The sequence below is a fragment of the Bradyrhizobium lablabi genome (genome assembly GCF_018129385.1).
GTDB lineage: Bacteria > Pseudomonadota > Alphaproteobacteria > Rhizobiales > Xanthobacteraceae > Bradyrhizobium > Bradyrhizobium lablabi_C.
On sequence record NZ_JAFCLN010000024.1, the window covers coordinates 69,746 to 87,907 of the forward strand.

General features: G+C 62.4%; 16 protein-coding genes. 10 read left to right on the plus strand and 6 right to left on the minus strand.

The genetic code is table 11. The annotated features are described in order from the left end of the window. The first annotated feature begins 62 nt into the window (after positions 1–62). The gene (locus JQ628_RS30715) at positions 63–1,334 is read left to right on the plus strand and encodes a D-amino acid dehydrogenase (protein ID WP_212229225.1); all 1,272 of its coding nucleotides are present in this window, start codon (positions 63–65) and stop codon (positions 1,332–1,334) included. 54 nt (positions 1,335–1,388) lie between these two features. On the opposite strand, the gene JQ628_RS30720 is transcribed toward JQ628_RS30715, so the two are convergent. Together JQ628_RS30720 and JQ628_RS30725 are read right to left on the minus strand one after the other, a co-directional pair. Then, positions 1,389–2,270, minus strand: a complete 882-nt coding sequence (locus JQ628_RS30720) for a polysaccharide deacetylase family protein (protein ID WP_212229279.1) — start codon at positions 2,268–2,270, stop codon at positions 1,389–1,391. A gap of 138 nt (positions 2,271–2,408) precedes the next feature. Then, the gene (locus JQ628_RS30725) at positions 2,409–2,993 is read right to left on the minus strand and encodes a helix-turn-helix domain-containing protein (RefSeq protein ID WP_212229227.1); all 585 of its coding nucleotides are present in this window, start codon (positions 2,991–2,993) and stop codon (positions 2,409–2,411) included. Between the two features lie 101 nt (positions 2,994–3,094). Here JQ628_RS30725 and JQ628_RS30730 point away from each other — a divergent pair, with 101 nt between their 5' ends. Genes JQ628_RS30730 through JQ628_RS30770 form a run of 9 tightly spaced genes read left to right on the plus strand, consistent with a single transcriptional unit; the run spans position 3,095 to position 13,723 of the window. Beyond that, entirely contained in the window at positions 3,095–5,116 is a 2,022-nt protein-coding gene (locus tag JQ628_RS30730; protein WP_212229229.1) for a hydantoinase/oxoprolinase family protein, read from the plus strand. Beyond that, on the plus strand, positions 5,113–6,768 hold the full coding sequence (locus JQ628_RS30735) for a hydantoinase B/oxoprolinase family protein (protein ID WP_212229231.1): 1,656 nt from the start codon (positions 5,113–5,115) through the stop codon (positions 6,766–6,768). The genes JQ628_RS30730 and JQ628_RS30735 overlap by 4 nt, the downstream gene beginning before the upstream one ends. Positions 6,769–6,773: 5 nt before the next feature. After that, positions 6,774–8,066 (plus strand): NAD(P)/FAD-dependent oxidoreductase, encoded by a 1,293-nt coding sequence (locus tag JQ628_RS30740; protein ID WP_212229232.1) that lies wholly within the window; start codon positions 6,774–6,776, stop codon positions 8,064–8,066. Beyond that, positions 8,063–9,208 (plus strand): NADH:flavin oxidoreductase/NADH oxidase, encoded by a 1,146-nt coding sequence (locus JQ628_RS30745; RefSeq protein WP_212229234.1) that lies wholly within the window; start codon positions 8,063–8,065, stop codon positions 9,206–9,208. The genes JQ628_RS30740 and JQ628_RS30745 overlap by 4 nt, the downstream gene beginning before the upstream one ends. A gap of 13 nt (positions 9,209–9,221) precedes the next feature. After that, positions 9,222–10,412, plus strand: a complete 1,191-nt coding sequence (locus JQ628_RS30750) for an ABC transporter substrate-binding protein (protein ID WP_212229236.1) — start codon at positions 9,222–9,224, stop codon at positions 10,410–10,412. Positions 10,413–10,433: 21 nt separating this feature from the next. Next, entirely contained in the window at positions 10,434–11,297 is an 864-nt protein-coding gene (locus JQ628_RS30755; protein WP_349628142.1) for a branched-chain amino acid ABC transporter permease, read from the plus strand. Continuing rightward, positions 11,294–12,286 (plus strand): branched-chain amino acid ABC transporter permease, encoded by a 993-nt coding sequence (locus JQ628_RS30760; protein ID WP_212229240.1) that lies wholly within the window; start codon positions 11,294–11,296, stop codon positions 12,284–12,286. Before JQ628_RS30755 ends, JQ628_RS30760 begins: the two co-directional genes overlap by 4 nt. Before the next feature lie 28 nt (positions 12,287–12,314). Beyond that, the gene (locus tag JQ628_RS30765; RefSeq protein ID WP_349628143.1) at positions 12,315–13,019 is read left to right on the plus strand and encodes an ABC transporter ATP-binding protein; all 705 of its coding nucleotides are present in this window, start codon (positions 12,315–12,317) and stop codon (positions 13,017–13,019) included. Next, a complete protein-coding gene (locus JQ628_RS30770) occupies positions 13,016–13,723 on the plus strand; it encodes an ABC transporter ATP-binding protein (protein WP_212229242.1) in 708 nt (235 codons plus the stop codon). Before JQ628_RS30765 ends, JQ628_RS30770 begins: the two co-directional genes overlap by 4 nt. Before the next feature lie 67 nt (positions 13,724–13,790). Here the strand turns inward: JQ628_RS30770 and JQ628_RS30775 are convergent, their stop codons facing one another. From JQ628_RS30775 to JQ628_RS30790, 4 genes are all read right to left on the minus strand, one after another. Beyond that, positions 13,791–14,672, minus strand: a complete 882-nt coding sequence (locus JQ628_RS30775; RefSeq protein WP_349628144.1) for a Rossmann-like and DUF2520 domain-containing protein — start codon at positions 14,670–14,672, stop codon at positions 13,791–13,793. Between the two features lie 2 nt (positions 14,673–14,674). Next, positions 14,675–15,517 carry a class II aldolase/adducin family protein gene (locus JQ628_RS30780; protein ID WP_212229246.1) on the minus strand — a complete coding sequence of 281 codons (843 nt, stop codon included), beginning with the start codon at positions 15,515–15,517 and terminating at the stop codon, positions 14,675–14,677. A 79-nt stretch (positions 15,518–15,596) separates the two neighbouring features. Next, entirely contained in the window at positions 15,597–17,291 is a 1,695-nt protein-coding gene (locus JQ628_RS30785; protein WP_212229248.1) for an acyl-CoA dehydrogenase family protein, read from the minus strand. Continuing rightward, positions 17,288–17,932 (minus strand): TetR/AcrR family transcriptional regulator, encoded by a 645-nt coding sequence (locus JQ628_RS30790; protein ID WP_212229250.1) that lies wholly within the window; start codon positions 17,930–17,932, stop codon positions 17,288–17,290. Before JQ628_RS30790 ends, JQ628_RS30785 begins: the two co-directional genes overlap by 4 nt. Positions 17,933–18,162 lie beyond the last annotated feature (230 nt).

Sequence of the window (18,162 nt, forward strand, 5' to 3'; positions counted from 1 at the left end):
GCTCTCTGGGAGTTAAGGGCCGCAGCACTCGGTCTTGTCCATCTCATTGCAAGGAACCTGTAATGCGACACATCGCAATCGTGGGCGCCGGCGTCACCGGCGTCACAACTGCATATGCTCTCGTCGAGCGTGGTTACGAGGTCACCGTTTTTGACCGAAATCGCTACGCCGGTATGGAGACATCGTTTGCAAACGGAGGACAGCTCTCTGCAAGCAATGCCGAGGTCTGGAACAGTGCATCCACCGTTCTGAAAGGACTAAGGTGGATGATGCGACGCGATGCCCCTCTGCTCGTGAATCCGTTGCCCGGCTGGCACAAATATTCGTGGATGGCGGAATTCATCGCCAATATCTCGAACTACAGGGCCAACACCATTGAAACTGTGCGGCTGGCGATTGCCGCACGCAAGTATCTTTTTGAAATGGCGGAACGGGAGAAGATCGATTTCGATCTGGAAAAGCGCGGCATATTGCATTTTTACCGCGACAGGGCCGGGTTTGATAAGGCGCTAAAAGTCAACGATCTGCTGGCGAAGGGCGGCCTCGACCGCCGTGCAGTTACTGTTGACGAGATCCGCAGAATTGAACCGGCATTGAAGGGCACTTGCTATGCCGGCTTCTTCACCCCATCCGATTCAACTGGCGATATTCACAAGTTCACGCGCGGTCTTGCCGATGTCTGCGCGCGGCGGGGCGTCAGATTCTGTTTCGATGCCTCGATCGACAAGATCGTTCCGTCTGTTGACGGCACATTTCAGATCGGCTGGCTTTCAACCGCATCGCGCGAGGGCGGTAGCGACACACAATGGCAGTCGCTTCAGGCCGATGCGGTCGTTATCTGTGCCGGCACTGCAAGCCGCGATTTCGCCAGCATGCTCGGCGACCGGCTCAACATCTATCCGGTGAAAGGATACTCGATTACGGTCGGGCTTCACACGCCGGAAAGCCAGACCGCCGCTCCGCAAGTGAGCATCCTGGATGATGCGACCAAGATTGTAACGAGCCGGCTCGGACGCGACAGGTTCCGGGTGGCTGGAACCGCCGAGTTTAACGGATTCAACCGCGATATCCGTCATGATCGCGTCGAACCGCTGGTCCGGTGGACCCGTGAACATTTTCCGGCGGTGGCCACTGACAAAGTAGTGGCCTGGAGCGGGCTGCGGCCGATGATGCCGAGCATGTTGCCGCGCGTCGGTGCAGGCAGGCGTCCGGGTGTCTTCTATAACACCGGTCACGGTCACCTGGGATGGACGCTGTCGGCGGCGACGGCGCAGACGCTCGCCGACGCTGTGTCAGCGACTGTTGCGATCGAAGGCCGGAACCGGGCTGCTTGATCGACTGGCGCATGGTTCAGTCTCTCGATGCCAACCCGCCGGTTTCCTGCATGGTCAGGCGGCGTGATCGCGCGCCCATTCGGCGACTTGCGCGTGGGTCGCGAACCAGACGTCGCCTTTTGCTTTGGCGTGCCGGATCAACTCCTCCAGAATCCAGATGCGCGAGCGATAGCCGGAAATATGCGGGTGCATTGTCAGCTGATAGATGCCGCCATCCTCCCAGGCGGCATCGAGTTCGCGGCGGAAGATGTCGAACACGTCGGTCGGCGGGGTGTAGGGCCGCAGCGACTGGAAGCGGTTCATCATGAAATAGACCGCGTCGTCGCGCACCCACTCGACCGGAAGCTCGATCACGCCGGACGGCTCGCCCTCAAGCATGAGCTCGTAGCAATCCTCGTCAGCCATCAGGGATGAATCATAGAGCAGACCAAGCTCCTTCTCTATCTTCAGCGTCGATGAGCTGAAATCCCAGGACGGCGTGCGAAGCCCAACCGGCCGCACGCCGGTGATCCGTTCGAGCGTATCGGTAGCGCGGAACATCAGGTCGCGTTCGGCTGCGTAGGGCAGTGCTGAATTGAGCTCGTGAATCCAGCCATGGATGCCGATCTCTTGACCTTCGGCCACAACGCGGCGCTGCTCGTCCGGATGCAGCAGCGCCGCGACGGCGGGCACATAGAAGGTCGCCGGCACGTCGTGCTTCTTTAGTATCGCCAGGATGCGTGGAACGCCGACACGGGCACCATATTCGCCCCAGGCCATGCGGCCGATGGACTTGCCGCCATCGCGCAGTTCGTTGGTCTCATGGTCGCTGTCGAACGAGAATGCGACGGCGCAGCGTGCGCCGTTCTTCCACTTGGCGGGCCGCAAGGCGCGACCGGCGCGCACCTGGTCCACAAGGCTGCGCCAATGCGCTTCCGGCCATTCCCATGGTTGCATGCGCTCGATCTCGGCCGTGCGTCGTTCGTCTGCGGACTGCGAGGCCCGATTGTCCATTGATCTGCTGACTGCCACCGATTCCCTCCGCCGTCTTGAACGAGTGCAAGGTTGAGAGCGGGCATGCCCGCCCGAACAGGCTCAATAAAACGGCGGTGTGTTCGCCCACAGCACGCGTGTTCGGCCAGCATCCGCATTCTCGAAGCGGTGCGGCAACGAACTGGCGAACCGGAAGGCGTCGCCGGCTTCCAAAGTCGCCGGCACGCCGTCGACCTCCAGCAACAACCGCCCCTCCAGCACAACACCGGCATCTTCACCTATGTGCGTATAGGCAACAGGACCGGATGAGCCGCCGGCTTCAATAGTTACGAGCAGCAGCTCGACCTTTCCATCGCCGGGAGGCGAAAGCAGTTCCTTTATGACTTTCATGTCGCCCAAAGCAATTCTTCGGCGGTGGCTGTGCGGCAAGACCCAACGCGGATGATCCCGCGAAACTTCGGGCGTGGAAAAGAACCAATTCAAAGGTACCTCCAGCGCATCGGCCACGCGCTGCAAGGTGCGTATCGTTGGCGACGAACGGCCACGTTCCATCTGACTCAACATGCCGACGGAAACGCCGGATTGCTCTGACAGCTGCTGGAGCGTCATCTCGCGCTTTTGGCGCAATGAGCGAATGCGTTCGCCGACCTCCGAAAGACTTACTGTGCCGGTATCAAGGTATGTCATTTGAGCATCCAGTGAAAATTTATCGCGCTATTTTTTAATTTCTTTACAATTTATCGCAAGCTGATATCTGTTTGTTGAAGTAGCTTAGATGGCGGTTGCTTATGCGTGTGGGCATCGAAGTTGGCGGCACATTCACGGACCTTGTAACCTTCGATGGTGCAAAAGGCACTGTCGCCAAAGTGCCCTCGACACCCAAAAGCCCCGACATCGGTGCTTTCAACGCGCTCGAAGCGGGCGGTATCCCTCCGGCGCAAGTCACCGATCTCGTCCACGGCTCGACAATTGCGACCAATGCCATTCTTGAGCGGCGGGGTGCGAAGGTAGCCTTTGTTACCACGCGTGGCTTTCGCGACATTCTCTTCCTCCAGCGGCATGACCGGCGCAGCATCTATGACCTGCGCTACGCCAAGCCAGCTCCCCCCGTGCGACGCAGGGACACCTACGAAGTAACGGAGCGCATCGACGCGCGCGGCGACGTAGTCCTGCCCCTCGATATTACCGAGGTGAAACGTGATCTGCTGCCGGCGCTGGCGGCCGGCGGCTATGAAGCCGTCGCGCTGTGCCTGCTGTCGTCCTACGTTTCACCGAAGCATGAGGCCGAGCTGGCGGCCCTCATCACGGCGTCACTGCCGAACATACGCGTTGCAGCGAGCCATGTGATCGCGCCCGAGTTTCGTGAATTTGAGCGCGCATCCACCACGCTCCTTTCGGCCTATGTCCAGCCTGTCATCGACAGCTATTTAGATCGATTCGAGAGCCGGCTGAAAGGCGGCGGCTTTGCCGGCCACTTCAGCGTCATGCAGTCAAACGGCGGGCGCCTGCCGGCGATCGCGATGCGACGCAACGCGATCTCGGCGCTCTTCAGCGGTCCAGCCGCCGGACTGGTCGGCGCCATTCGTCAGGCAGGGTGTTCCGGCCGCGGCGACCTGATCACCTTTGACATGGGTGGAACCTCGACTGACGTTTCGCTCGTGCGCGGCGGCGAACCCGCGCTGACACCCGAGACGGAAGTGGATGGCCTGCCGATCCGCACTCCCGTGCTCGACATCGTCTCGGTCGGCGCCGGAGGCGGAAGCCTGGTATGGATCGACGACGGTGGCATGCTCCGGGTGGGACCGCGCAGCGCGGGCGCTGATCCAGGCCCCGCCTGTTACGGCCGCGGAGGCACGGCGCCGACGATCACCGACGCGCACGTCGTGCGAGGCACCATCCGCCCCGAGAGCTTCCTTGGCGGCTCGATGAAGCTCGATGCGGAAGCCGCTCGCCGTTCATTCCAGGAGATTGCAAAGCGGCTTGGCACCGACGTCAACGGTGCGGCGGTAGCTGCCATCCGGCTGGGCGTTGCCAATATTGTGCGCGCCATCCAGATCGTTTCCACCGAGCGGGGGCGCGATCCGCGTGACTATGCCTTGCTTCCCTTTGGTGGGGCTGGACCTCTGCTCGCGGCCGAAATTGCCGACGAGCTCGGGATCCGGGAGATTCTGGTCCCGCCGAATCCGGGCGTGATTTCTGCGCAAGGCCTGCTCGCTGCCGACTATGTGAAAGTTTATGGGGTGACACGGCGCCTCCAGTTCGACGCTGCCGCCCCTGAAGCCCTGCGCGAAGAGCACGCTCATTTCCGCGCAATCGCCGAGAAGGAATTTCGCGAGCTCGGCCTCGCCGGTCCGCTTGAGTTTCAGCTCGAGGTCGACATGCGTTTCGTTGGCCAGGCATTCGAGATTCCCGTCACGATCGCCGATCGCGATCTGCCAACTCTCACATCGGAAGCGCTGCACCACGCGTTCGTTGAAGCGCATCGCCGTGTCTATCTTCATGGTGGCGAGCCCGGACGTCGCGCAGAAATTGTCTCGCTTCGCCTCTTGGTGCGCAGCCGTCTCGATACTCTCCCCAATCTTGGCGAGCGGATGGTCGACCTGGAGCGACCGAAACAGGCGCCGGTCAATATTTCCGGAACCGAGACGCAATCCGCCGCGATCGTGAACGCGGCCCATCTCACCGAAGGCCGCACCGTATCGGGGCCGACCTTGATCGAGGGCTACTCCTCGACGGTCTGGCTGCCGGAAACCTGGACCGCAACGCGCGATGCTGCGGGCAATCTTCACGTGCGGAAGGACGCGGCATGACCCTCGATCCCGTCGAATACGCGATCATCAGCCAGTCTCTGATCGCGGCTGCACGTGAAATGGGCGTGAAGCTTATCCGGTCTGCGTACTCAAACATTCTGCGAGAGGCCCGCGACGGTTCAGCCGCCCTGCTTGATGCCAAGGGAAATACGGTGGCACAGGCCGAATTGATTCCGATGCAACTTGGCAGCATCGGGCGCATCTTTGCAGCCTGCACCGCTGTCTATCCACCAGAAACGCTACAGCCTGATGACGTGTTCTTCATCAACGATCCCTATTCGGGCGGCCAGCATTTGCAGGATGTTTTCATCTTCCATCCGATCTTCGCCGATGGAAGCGTGGTTGGCTTTGCTGCCTCCGTTGCGCACCACCTTGATATGGGCGGCGGCAATCCGGGCCTCAATCCCACGGCAAGTGACGTCTATTCAGAAGGACTGATCATTCCCCCGACGAAGATCAACGTCAAACGGGATTGGCATGGCGGTGGATTTCAACGTCTGCTCAAGGCCAATGTTCGCGTCCCTGCGCAGACCATGGGCGATTTCGATGCGCAGATGGCTGCCAACGCGGTAGGCGTGTTGCGGGTCAATGAACTTGCGACGCGATACGGGACCGACAAGGTCATCGCCACGATGGCCGCGCTACAGGACTACTCGGAAACACGCATGCGTGCGGCGATCCGCGAGGTCCCGGACGGCGTCTATGCCGGCGAGGACATGGTCGACGACGACGGCATCACCGAGGACCCGTTGCCGGTGCGTGTGACGGTGACCGTCAGCGGCGACTCGATGACGGCGGACTTCACCGGCACGGCGCCGCAGGTCATGCGCAATCTCAACGCTCCCTTTGCCTCTACGATCTCCGCAAGCGTGTCGGTCATCAAGGCGGCACTGACGAGCCCTGACATTCCTTTCAACGATGGCGCCATGCGGCCGATCACTGTGACGGCGCCGAAAGGCACGCTGCTCAATCCCAACCATCCGGCACCTGTGCGCGCGCGTATGGAAGCGTGTTCCCGCGCCTGGAACGCCATCATGAAGGCGCTGTCGAAGGCCGTTCCCGACAAGGTCATCGCTTGTGGTTTCGATACGACGTCGGTGTGCTGCCTTTCCAAACTGCGCGATAACGGATGGTCGGTCTATCTTGAGGTGTTTGGAGGAGGCTGGGGCGCGAGCAGCACGCGGGATGGCTGTGATGCCGTGGATAGCCCGCTTTCCAACTGCTCGAACACGCCGGCGGAGGCGCTGGATCAGGATTTTCCCTTCTTCCGTCTCACCGAGTACGCGCTGGTTCCGGATTCCTGCGGCCGTGGGCGTCAGCGTGGTGGCATCGGCTTCGTGCGCCGCTACGAGGTGCTGGAGGATGGCGTAAAGCTCGCCATCTATGCCGACCGCTTCGTGCAGAAGCCCGCTGGACTCCTTGGCGGTACGCCAGGCAGCACCGGCTCGTGCGTGGTTCGGCGCAATGGCCAGGACATCGTGCTCAAGTCCAAGCAACAGGTCGATTTGCTGAAGGGCGATACCGTCATCTACACGCTCGGCGGTGGCGGTGGTTACGGGGATCCTGGCGAGCGCGACGCGCAAGCCATCAGCCAGGACCTGGAAGATGGTGTCATTTCGCAAGGCTTTGCTGCCGCTTGGGCTCGAGGCTAGGTCGAATGGTCAACTCTGCCGCCAGCTTTGATAGTTCGCTTTGGTCGGCAACGGTTGCAGAACCGGCGATCGAGACGGCACCGCTAGCCGGCAGAATCACTACCGACGTCGCGATTGTCGGCGGGGGATACACGGGCCTGTCGGCGGCCCTATCGCTTGCCGAAGTCGGCACGAACGTAGTCGTCCTGGAGGCGGAAGCGTTCGGCTATGGCGCCTCAGGCCGCAATGGCGGCCAGGTCATTCCCGGCTTGAAGCTCGATCCGTCGGAGATGATTGCCAAATGGGGCGAGCAGCGTGGCCGGGCACTCGCTGAAGCGGTCGGCAACGCTGCCGATGCCGTATTCTCGCGCATTGCAAGGCATGGCATCCAATGTGTGCCCAAGTGCGGCGGATGGATTCAGGCGGCCCACAGCGATCGCGCGCTGGATCGCGTGATACGGCGCGCACAGGATTGGAGCGCATTTGGCGCGCCGGTCGAGGTATTGAGCCAACAGGAGGTAACCAGGCGCATCGGAACAAGAGAGTATGTAGGCGGCTGGATCGATCGCCGTGCCGGGACGCTACAGCCGCTCGGCTACGTCCGCGGGCTGGCGCGTGCGGCAATCGCGGCCGGGGCTCAACTGCATCAAAAAAGCCGGGTGCTCAAGGTTACGCCAGCAGGCAAACGCTGGCACATCTTCACCAGCAACGGCTCGGTCGATGCGGCCGCGGTCATACTTGCCACCGATGCGTATACCGACGGCGTCATGCCGAAGCTCGCGCGGAGCCTGCTGCCGGTGCAAAGTATTCAGATCGCCACCACGCCTTTGCCCCAACATATCGCATCGACCATTCTCCCGGGCGGCGAATGCGTGTCGGAGACGCGGCAGCTTGCCTTCTATTTTCGCCTGACGCCGGATGGACGTCTTCTCATGGGAGGACGCGGCTCGATTGGCGAGCAGGAGAGCGAACCCCTCTACGCGGCGCTGCATCATGCGATGCGCCGGTTGTTTCCCCAGGCGGCGCTATTGCCCATCGAGTATCGCTGGTCGGGGCAGGTTGGTCTGACCCTGGACGGACTGCCGCGCATTCATGAACCGGCGCCAGGCATGTTCATTGGCTTTGGTTACAACGGCCGTGGCATTGCGATGGCAACACTGATGGGTGAGTGGCTGGCTGCGCGCCTTCACCGCGGCATCGAAGCGCCGCTGCCGAATACCGAGCTCTCGCCGATCCCGTGGCATGGCTTGCGCAAACCGGTGATTGGCCTCGGGATTGCATGGGCCTGGACGAAAGATCGCATGGGAATAGCCGCATGAGTGTGTCGCATCTGTTTTCCCCGCTCACGCTGCGGAGCGTCACGTTGCAGAACCGCATCATGATCTCGCCGATGCAACAGTACATGGCGGAAAAAGATGGGCTGGCGAGGCAGTTCCATTTCCAGCACTACGGACGTCAGGCAATTGGCGGTGGTGGCACGGTGATGACGGAGGCGCTTGCCGTACTGCCGGATGGCCGCGTCACCTGGCACGATCTCGGCATCTGGAATGATGCGCAAGTGGATGGAATGGCGCGCATTGCGGGGCTGATCGCGGAGGCTGGCGCGGTACCTGCGACGCAGCTCATTCACGCGGGCCGCAAGGGAAGCGTTGGGCGGCCCTGGGAAGGCTATGATCCACTCCGTGACGACGATGCTGCAAAGGGCTTCCCACCGTACCGAACCGTCGCTGCCAGTGCTATTCCGGCCAATCCTGGCTGGCACACCCCCGACGCTCTCGACGCCGATGGCATCGCCCGCCTGATCGATGCATATCATCTTGCTGCCAAGCGCGCGGCGAAAGCCGGATTCAGGTTCCTGGAGATTCACGCAGCGCATGGCTACCTGATCCATACTTTTCTCTCGCCACTCGCGAACAAGCGCGACGATGATTGGGGCGGAGACCTCAAGGGTCGCATGCGTCTTGCGATTGCGATCGCGGAGGCTGTCCGCGCCGGTTGGCCGAACGATCTGCCTTTGTCAGTACGGATATCGAGCGTCGACGATCAGGCCGGCGGCTGGGCTATTGAAGACAGCATTGCGCTGGCCCGCGCGCTGAAGTCCGTCGGCGTTGATCTCGTCGACTGCTCGTCGGGCGGCCTTGGTGAACGCACGACCACCAGGATGGTGCGGCGTGAAGAGGGATACCAGGTACCGTTTGCCGCGCGCGTGCGCAAGGAAGCAGACATCGCCACCATCGCCGTCGGCCTCATAACCACGCCTGCCTTTGCCGAATCCGTCATCCGCGACGGTCGCGCCGACCTCATCGCAATCGGCCGTGAGGCATTGCTCAATCCGCATTGGCCGCTTCATGCCGCCCAGGCGCTCGGCGTCGATCCGACCTTCTCGGAATGGCCGCCGGCCTGGGGCTGGTGGCTTGAAAAACGCTCCCGCGCGGCTCGCGCAACTTCCACTGGAAACTGAAGGAGTATCGCAAATGAACATCAGCCGACGAACGGCGCTCCTGGGCGGAGCAAGCCTGCTCGCTTCACCGATGATCGCGCGAGCCCAGACCAACAAGGTCGAGGTGGTAGGGATATATTCGCTGTCAGGCACGTTCGCCAATGTCGGCGACCTCTTGAACAAGGGCACGGTCATGGCGTTCGACCACTACAAGACCGCCGCCGGCAAACAGATCAACTATACACTGCTCGACGACCAGGGCGACGCGGGCCGGGCGGTGCGCCGCGTGCAGGAGGCCATGGGGCAGGGCGTTCGCCACGTCGTTGGCTGCACGAACTCTGCCATCGCGCTCGCGGTGGCCAAGGAAGTGCACGCGCGTGGCGGCATCTACATTCATATGGCGGGCGCCGATGAAGCCACAGGCAGTCAGTGCAACAAGTCATCTTTCCGCTGGCCCGGCGCCAGCTACACGGCCATACGGGCAACGCTCGAGCCCTTCATGCAGGCTAATCCCGCAGCCAAGCGCTGGTACACGATCACCGGTCAGTACGTTTTCGGCGAGAGCCTGCTCACAAACGCCAAAGCGGTAATGCAGGAGAAGGGCCTCACGAACCTCGGCAACTCCTATCATGCGCTGAGCGAGCGCGAGTATTCCGGCTATATCACCGCGGCTATGGCCACCAATCCCGATGTCCTCGCCGTGCTGAACTTCGGCAATCAGACTGTCGACGTCGTTCGACAAGCGGTGTCGTTCGGTCTCAAGCGCAACGTCAAGATCGTGGTGCCATGGTGCACCGGTCTCGATCAATATCAGGCATGGGGCTCGGACATCGTGGAGGGCGTCTATTTCGGCACGAACTATTGGCATGGCGTCGAGAGCCCCGGGAATCGGGTGCTTTCCGAAGTGGTGCGAGCCAAGACGAACAACGCGACAAACTACCTCCAGGCCTGCGGGTGGGCGGTAGCACAGATGTTCGTCGAGAGCGCCAACAAGGCCGGGTCGCTCGACGTCCCGGATCTTACCAGGGCGATGGAAGGTCTGACCTACGAGGGACCTACCGGAACCGAGACCGTCCGTGCCGCGGATCATCAGGTCATCAAGAACTACTACTTGATGCGGGGCAAGGCGCGCTCGGCCATGCGCGACGCCGACGATTTTGCGGAAATCCTTCAGGCCACCAAGGCGTTCATGTCGCCGGAGCAAGCCGGCTGCAAGATGGCTTGAGGCGTCTGGGGGCGACGAAGCGTGCAAGGCCAGGTAATCCTCTTTCAGCTCCTCAACGGCATCGGCATCGGGATGATCTATTTCCTGCTGTCGGTCGGTCTGACGATGATCTTCGGCTTGATGCGCTTCGTGAACTTCGCCCATGGCACACTCTATCTCGTGGGGGCATATACCGCCTATTCCGTGAGTCTGTTGACCGGTTCGATGTGGTGGGCGCTGGCGTTCGGTCCTCTGGCAGCGGCCGTCATCGCGCTGATTTCGGAGCGGTTGATTCTGCGCCACACATACGAGATGCCGCACGAAGCGCAGATACTCGTAACGTTCGCGCTGGCGCTCATCTTTCAGGAGTCGATCATCCTGATCTTCGATCCACTCGCGAAGAATGTGCCGGTACCGAGTCTCCTCTCGGGTATCGTTTTCATCGGCTCGTTCGTCTATCCGGCCTACCGGCTTGCCGTGGTCTTCGCCGCAGCCGTCATTGCGATACTGTTGTGGTTTGCCCTGGAACGAACGCGTTTTGGCGCCGCTCTTCGGGCGGGCTCCGAAAGCACGGAGATGGTGAGCCTGCTCGGCATCAACGTGCAGAAAGTGTTCATGGTCGCCTTTCTGGTCGGCGGCGGATTGGCGGGCCTTGCCGGGACACTCAGTGCGCCCCTGCGCGGCGTCGAACCTTTCATGGGATCGGAGGCGCTGGGGGTCGCATTTGTTGTCGTCGTCGTCGGTGGCATCGGGTCGTTCACCGGTGCCTTGCTGGGCGGCCTGCTGATCGGAGTTGTCCAGAGCATGGCCAGCAGCCTGTGGCCCGAGGGAGCGCGATTGATGATCTACGGCGCCATGGCATTGGTCCTGCTCGTGCGTCCGGCTGGCCTGATGGGGAGATCGTGAATACGTTTTCGGCCTACCGCCCATTTCCCGATGCAACGACGGGCGCCCTCGCCATCGTGCTGGTGGCGCTGCCATTCGTTCTGCCGTCGGTGACATTGGCTTCCGAATTGGTGGTGTTCGCCGTTGGTGCACTGTCCTGCACGTTTCTCCTTGGGTTGGTCGGGCTGCTATCGTTCGGGCAGGGTCTTTTCTTCGGCATCGGCGCCTATGGCGCGGCGTTGATCCTGCTCCATTCGAACTCCGGAAGCCTTGTTGCCGTTCTCGCTGCCGCCGCGATGGCGGCAATCGCAGCCGCCATCGTCGGCTTTCTCAGCGTGCGGCGGCGCGGCATCTATTTCGTCATGTTGACGCTGGCTTTCGCGCAGATGGGTTATTTTGCCATGCTGGCGCTGAAGAACGTCACCGGTGGGGAAAACGGACTGACCGGCGTTCCGCGTCCTCCCATCGTAGCCGATCTTGGCGTCCTGGCGCATCCGCAGGCCGTGTACGCCTTTCTTGCCGCGATCTGCTTCCTTGCCTTTGTGCTGACGCAACGCGTCGCTTCATCTCCGCTGGGGTCGGTACTGCGCGCAATACGCGAGAATGACATCCGCGCCGACGCGCTTGGCTATGACGTGCGCCTGTTCAAGATTGCTGCCCTGGCTTTTGGCGGATTCCTCGCCGGCCTTGCCGGCGCCATGCACACGATCTTCCTGGGGTTGGCGCCGCCCAACACCATCGAGCCGGAGATGAGCGAGCGACTGGTCATCATGGCGATTATCGGCGGTACTGGATCGCCGATGGGGGCCTTGATCGGCGCCGGCTTCTATGTGCTGTTGGCCGATTTTCTGTCGACGCTGTGGCCGCGATGGCTGATGATCATCGCCTTCCTGATGATCGCGATCGTTCTCTTCCTGCCTAACGGCTTGTGGGGTAGCGCCGAGTTGCTCATTGGACGATGGAAAAGTCATCGGGCCAGAGCTGTCTCGCCGGAGCCGGTCGATGGATAGGCCCGGTATCATAGCGGAGAATGTTGGCGTGCGGTTCGGCGGCTTCCGGGCGCTCAATCGCATCGATCTTGAGATTACCCCGGGGAATTTGCACTCCATCATCGGACCTAATGGTGCCGGCAAGACGACCCTGTTCAACGTACTGACCGGCCGTTTGCAGCCCAGCGAGGGGCATGTCCGTCTTGGTGTTCGCGACATAACCCGCATGGCCGCGCATGGGCGCGTGCATCTCGGCATTGCACGCTCGTTCCAGGTAACCAACATCTTCCACAACCTGACCGTCGCCGAAAACATTCGCCTGGCTGTGCAGGCTGTCCGGCGTGCCGAGTCCTGGACATTTTGGCGCGGCGTCAATCCCGATCTCAATGTCGAGGAAATCCTGGCGGCTACCGGCCTGCAAGCCCGGGCCGCCGACCGCGCGGGTACCCTTTCTCATGGCGCACAGCGTGCGCTGGAGATCGGCATGGCGCTTGGCTCTGACCCGCGCTACGTGTTCCTGGACGAGCCGCTGGCCGGCGTGAGCATCGATGACATTCATCGCATCAAGAATCTGATCCGCAGCCTGACGCCGCGTCGTACCGTCGTGCTGATCGAACACAACATGCGCGTTGTGCTTGATATCTCCGATCGCATCACGGTGCTGGCGCAAGGCGAAGCCATCGCTGAGGGAACGCCGGCGGATATTCGCGCCAATCCGCTGGTACGAGCCGCCTATCTCGGGGCCAGCGTATGAAGCCGTTGCTCGAAATTGCGGACCTCCAGGCGTGGTACGGCAAGAGCCATGTCCTGCACGGCGTTTCGCTGACGCTGATGCCTGGCGAAACGGTAGCCTTGCTCGGGCGCAACGGTGTTGGCAAGACCACGACCCTGCGCTCCGTTATGGGCTTGCTGTCCAACCTGAAGGGGACGCTTCTCTTTGACGGACGAAGTCTCATGGGCATGCCGACGCATGCTATCGCGTCGCTGGGTATTTCATTGGTGCCGGAGCACCGAGGCATATTCGCCACCCTGACGGTCGAAGAAAACCTCAAGCTTGCATGGCGGCCATCGTCGCGGTGGGACCTTGCGTCCGCCTGGAACATGTTTCCCGCGCTTGAAGAACGTCGCAAGACCTATGCCGGAAAGCTGTCGGGAGGAGAGCAGCAGATGCTGGCGATCGCGAGAGCACTGATGCCGGGACCCCGTCTGCTGTTGCTCGACGAGCCCACCGAGGGACTGGCCCCCGTTATCGTGGAGCGGCTGGTTGCGACGATGCGCGAGCTCAAGGCGGCGGGCTTGCCGATTCTCCTCGTGGAGCAGAGCCTTGACGTGTGCCGGGCCATCGCGGAACGACATGTGATAATTGATGAGGGGCGCATCGTCTGGAGTGGCGATACGCAGGCGCTTGAGGCTGCCGACCGAATCGTGCGCGAACATCTCACCCTCGAGAACGCTTAAATCGGGGCTACTCTCTTGCGAGCGAAGCTCGGCGCGGCAGTTGGGCGGTGGCCGGCGCATGCAGCGTCTATGCGTCCACCTTTTCCGCGATCGACAGTGCGTCCCGGATCTGCGCGGCCATCGAGGCCGTCAGGCTGCCGCGCGCGAGGCCGAGCGGAATGGTCCTTGTGGCCAGCGCACGGTAAAGATCGCCGGCGTCGGGATCGAGCCGGTTCATGGCGGCGATGTGTCGCCGCACCGTCCCGACATCACCTCTGGCGACGCATCCCCCCATGCCTTGGGCCAGGCTGCTGCTGGTCACCGCCGAGGTGGTGCCGGCTAAAAGCGGCAGCAGCGCCTTCAGTGCGTCCGGCTCGCTGGCGCCGAATTTCTTCCAGATCGTCACCGCTTCCGACAACAGCGCGATGAAGAACGGGCCGACGTAATAAGCCGACGCGTGGTAGAGCGCGCGATCGCCCCGCGGCACCTCCACGGTGGAGCAGCCGATATCGGCGGCCATCTGTTTCAAGGTTTCGAGGAAGATCGGCTCGGCCTCGACGCCGACGGTCACTCCAGGCAGTCCCTGTAGGGCGACCGCTGGATCGGTGAACATCTGCAACGGATGAAAGCCGCCGATCGCCGCGCCCGCCGCGCGTGCTTTGGCCAATGCGTCGATTTCGGTGGCGCCACTGCAATGGACCACCTTGTGATGCGGCTGCCACGTGATGCCGTTGGCAACACTCGCGATCGCGTCATCCGAAACGGTCAGCCAGACGAAATCACAGGCATCCGCCACCGTCTGCGCGCTCGGCAGCACGCGCAAACCTTCGACCTCCTGCGCCATCAGCTCGGCGCCGGCGCTGCCGCGGCTCCATGCGGCGGCGACATTTTTGCCGGCGCGGCTGAAGGCCTGCGCCAGCGTGCGGCCGACGCAGCCGCATCCGATGAAGCCGAAAGTTTCGTTTCTCACGCTCAACTCCGGAAGGAGGGATCAAGCCGGTCGAGCTTGCGCAACAGCGCTGCCCATTCGAGCGCACCGTAGCCGCCGGCGTTTTTCCGCGCGCTCTCGTTGAGCACGGGGTTGGTCTCCGCCTCGTTCAGCAGCGTGATCTCGCTGCCGGAAAAGCAGGTCACGGTGTTGTCGATTGCGGCCGCGGATGGAAAATGGATGGGCCGGTTGCAGGAGAGCAGATCGACCTGGATCCGGCAGGCGTTCTCCAGCCAGTAGATCGCATTGAAGGCCTGCGGGATGGTGCGGCCGCAGGCCAGAAGGCCGTGGTTGCGCAGAAGCAGTACGTCATGGCTGCCGAGATCGTGGACCACGCGCGCGCATTCGTCGCCGCTGATCGCGGGTCCTTCGAAATCATGGTAGCCGACCTGGCCGTGGAAGCGCATCGCGGTTTGCGACAGCGGCAGCAGCCCTTCGCTGAGGCCGCTCACGGCCGTGCCCGCGCGGGTATGGGTGTGAATGATGCAGTGCAGGTCCGGTCGGGCCTTGTGTATCGGGGCATGCAGGTAGAAGCCCGCGACATTGACGTTGTAGCCGTGATCAGGCTGTAGCAGCGTAGCGCCGTCGACGTCGATCTTCACAAGGCTCGAGGCCGTGATCTCCTCATAGAGCATCCCATAGGGGTTGATGAGGTAGTGGCCGTCCTCGCCGGGAACGCGGGCACTGATGTGGTTGTAGATCAGGTCGGTCATGCCAAAGATCGCCATCAGCCTGTAGCAGGCGGCGAGATCGATCCGGGTCTGCCATTCCTCCAGCGTGACCGCCGATTTGATGTCGGAGACGGACAGCACTTCCATCTTTCCCATTGACGTTCCTCCTCTGTCTGAGCATGGCCTCGGCGCAAGCGCCTCGCCCTGGCCGCCCGAGGCCAAGCCGGATCACGCTTTATTTTCCGGCAACGGCGGCCCTCGCGACGATGTCCCTGAGGTCAGGAGCGGATTGCAGCGTGCCGATCACGCCCGCATGCTGTCCGGCCAGCCGGGAGTCGATGAAGCGCGATGCAACGTCCTGCGGGCTGTGCTTCAGCATTTCGGCGGCTTGAAGCGCCAGCGCCATGCGCGTGACCAGCGGCCGGGCGTTGCCCTCGTCGTCGTGGTCGGCGCGGGCGAGCTCATCGCGGAGGTTTGCCAGGAAGCGCGCATGGCCTGCGCCGGATGCGCCCGGCGACGATACTTCGTCGACGAAGGCGTCGAGCGCGCCCTTTTCGCGGTTGAGCGCGCGCAGCACGTCCATGCACATCATGTTGGACGTTCCCTCCCAGATCGAATTCAGCGGAGCCTCGCGGTAGAGCCGCGCGATCGGGTTCTCCATGACGAAGCCATTGCCGCCATGGACCTGAAGGGCTTCGTAGACGAAATAGGACGCGCGCTGGCAGTTCCAGAATTTTACGATCGGCGTGGCGACGCGGGCGAGCAGGCGCTCCCTTTCGTTGTCCGCCATGCCGTCGGTCGCGCGCGCCACCCGAAACGCCGACAGGGTCGCCGCCTCGCTCTCGAGCGCGAGATCCGCCAGCACATTGGTCTGCATCGGCAGGTCGACCATCCGGCGCCCGAAGCCGTTGCGGGTCGCGGCATGATTGATCGCGAGCGTCAACGCCTGCCGCATCAGCCCGGCGGAGCCGACCGCGAAATCCAGGCGCGTCAAATGAGCGTGCGACAGAATTTCCCGGATACCGTGGCCTTCCTCGCCGACCAGCATGGCCCAGGTCCGGTCATATTCGACTTCGCTCGAGGCGTTGGAGCGATTGCCGCACTTATCCTTGAGGCGCTGGATCAGAAGCCTGTTCGCCCGCCCATCGGGAAGGAAGCGCGGCACGAACATGCAGCTCACGCCCGACCGTGTCTGCGCCAGCGTGTAAAAGCCATCCGAGGTTGGAACCGAGAAGAACCATTTGTGGCCCGTCAGCAGGTAGATCTGCGCGCCGTTCTCCGTGCCGGCGGAAGTCCCGGTGGTCTGGGTCTGTCGCAAATCGGAGCCGCCCTGTTTCTCGGTCATGGCGTAGCCGATCACGGCACCGGTCTTGGCTTCGATGGGCAGGCGTCTGGTGTCGTATCGGGTCGAGAGAGTCTTCTCGCGCCAGGTCGCAAATTCCGGCCGGCCGGTGAAACCGGCGCAGGCGGCATAGGCCATGCCCGTCGGGCAGCCAACGCCGTTCTCCACCTGGTTCCAGAGATAGCTGAGGACGGCGCGGGCAAAATGGCCCGACGGCTGCGTCGTCGTCCACGCCAGGCTGTGAACACCGTTGCCGAAGGCGAGTGCCATGAGCTGATGCCAGCTCGGGTGAAACTCGATCCAGTCGGTCCGGTTGCCGAACCGGTCATGGCTGCGCAGCAGTGGCCCGTGCTCGTTGGCGAGCCGAGCGATGTCCTGGATCTGCTCGTCGCCCGCGAGCTTTCCCACGGCGGCGGCTGCATCGGCGCTCCAGGATGCATGCCGCGCGACGAGCTCGCTCAGCACGACGTCACCGGTGAAGGCGTTGTAACCGGCACACGGGCTTGCCTGGTTCAACACCTGGTGCGTTCCGACGTCCCCGGCGAACGCCGCCTGTGCAAGCTGGGCGCTGGTGAGGGGTCTGTTCACTGCGGCTTCCTCCGTTTGACGACGCTCAGCTTGGCCTCGCTCGCGCGCACCATGCGCACGCACACTGAGGCGACGTTTTCAGCCAGCGCGTCAATTTCGCGGTTGCTCGGCGCGGCCATCCTGGCGAGCGGCCTGATCAGCGGCTCCATGATGGCGCCGGTGATGCAGGTGGAGAGCAGGTCGGCGGGCATGTCGACGAACTCACCACGGCGCGTGCCCTCTGCGATCAGTCTTGCGAACTGTTCCGCCAGGGCATCGCGATACTTCAGTCGGGCTTCGTCAAGCTGCGGCTCACAGGGCTCGGCGATCAGTGCATAGGCGAGCCGAGGTTTTCGGGCCGCGCGTCGCACGAAGGCCTTCACGGCGTCGCGCAGCCGCGAGGCGGCATCGCCCTCGGAGTCGATGATGCCGGCGACCACCTCGGCCTCCCGCTCCGAAACCTCGGCAAGCACCTGCACGCACAAATCAACCTTGGAATCGAAATACCGGTAGACCGAGCCGGTCGCGAGCCCGGCGCGGCGCGCGATGACCGATATCTGAGCCGCAGCCCATCCGCCTTCCGCGATCAGATCCCGGGTGACCCGAACGATCCGCTTGTGGGTCTCTTCGATGAGTTGTCGCCGGACCAATGCCAGTGCCATGATGAATCCTTACTCATGTAAAGTGAACCTAGCTTCATATTGGGCACGCGTCAACTGCCCTCCCGGAGCGACGTAGGGAAGGGCGGCCGGCCCTCGATATGTGCGTAATTACGTGCCTCTGTGGACTACAGCGTGAAATTGTCTATCCGCTTGATTACTCTGAACGCCAGTTCATATTTCAGAAAACCTGCATTCACTCGGTGCTTTTAGGTAAGCGAACATGGATCGCG